The organism is Saccharopolyspora sp. NPDC002686, from assembly GCF_040295745.1.
Classification (GTDB): domain Bacteria; phylum Actinomycetota; class Actinomycetes; order Mycobacteriales; family Pseudonocardiaceae; genus Saccharopolyspora; species Saccharopolyspora oryzae.
In genome coordinates this window covers 1-1450 of sequence record NZ_JBEOVY010000656.1, presented here as the reverse complement: position 1 = coordinate 1450, position 1450 = coordinate 1, and the positions used below count along the sequence as shown (strand labels likewise).

The 1450-nt window shown below is 72.6% G+C and carries 1 pseudogene; it reads left to right on the top strand.

The window, feature by feature from the left end:
- Positions 1–231: 231 nt before the first annotated feature.
- Positions 232–1450 (top strand): annotated as a pseudogene (locus ABTZ89_RS38670) (FkbM family methyltransferase); the annotation flags it as partial.

Sequence of the window (1450 nt, the reverse complement as noted above, 5' to 3'; positions counted from 1 at the left end):
GAACCCGCGGCGGTGCCGGTTGCTTAGGTGGGCTAAACGCCTTCGGCGTTTCAAAGACAGAGCTAGAACCGGCCCGACACGCCGAGGCGTGTCGGAACGATCGGGGAGCGGTCGGGATCTTCCGAGGTCATCGAGGCCCCGGCGCCGTCGTACGGGCGGAGTTCGCCGCCGGCGCTGGGGCTCGTGGGGTTGGGCTTCTGATCGGTGCTCGGGTAGCGATAGGTTGCGGCCGTGACTGATTCGCAGGCGAAGCACGACCCGATCAGCTCCGGGAGCTCCGAGGAGTCCTCCCTGCAGTCCGGTGTGCTGGAGCAGTCGGCGGAGCTGTTCGAACCGGAGTGGCCCGCGGAGACGCCAGGTGAGCCGGCCGCGGGCACGCTGCTCGGGTGCACCCTGGCCTGCCCGGACCAGCTCCCGGCCGCCAGGGTCCTGCGGGACACCTTCCGCCGCCACCACCCGGACGCGAGGTTCGCGCTCCTGCTGGTGGACCAGCCGGGCCAGGCGGAGGCGGACGCGCTGTCGGTCACCGACATCGGCCTCGACCCGCAGGAGTTCGCCCGGTTGGCCGTCGGGTGCACCGCCGAGCAGCTGCGCAACGTCCTGCGCCCGCGGTTCCTGCAGCACCTGCTCAAGACCGGTCACACGACCCTGTACTTCGAACCGTCCGTGCAGGTCTTCGGCCGCTTCGACGACCTGCTGACCGGCCTGACCCCGGACCGCCCGGTCGCGCTGGTGCCGCGCGTGCTGCGCCCGCTCGCGGTGGACGGCCTGCGCCCCAGCCCGGCCGACCTCGCCGAATCGGGAACCTTCGACCCGAGCGTCTTCGCGGTCCGCCCCGGCGCCGAGCAGCTGCTCGAGACCTGGGTGGAACAGCTGCGCAGCGATCCGACGATGGTCACGCCGGTCCTCGACGACGCCCCGGCGCTCGTCGACCACAAGGTGATCCGCGATCCCGGCGTCGGCCTGTCGGTGTGGAACGCCGCGCAGCGCGAACTCGCGGTCTCCAGCGAAGGCAAGCACACGGTCGACGGCGCGGTGCTGCGCAGCGTGCACTTCGACGGCTTCCAACCGCAGCGCCCCTGGCTGCTCTCCACGACTTACGCCGACCGCCCGCGCATCCTGCTCTCCGAGCACCAGGCGCTCGCCGGGTTGTGCGCCGGCTACCGGAACGCGCTGGTCGAAGCGGGCTACACGCGCGAGGAGCCGCACCCGTTCGACGCCCTGCCGGACGGCGCGGTGCTCCCGAACACCCTCCGCCGCGACTACCTCGGTGCCTGGCTCGACGGCGAAGCCCCGCCGAGCCCGTTCGAGCAGGACGCGCTGCCGGAGTTCCAGGAGTGGGCCTGCGCCCCGGCCGACGACCAGCAGCGCGCCGCGGGCGGTTCGCGCTGGACGGCAGCGGTGTGGACGGACGACCCGGTCCTGCGCCGCGACTACCCGGACCCGTTCG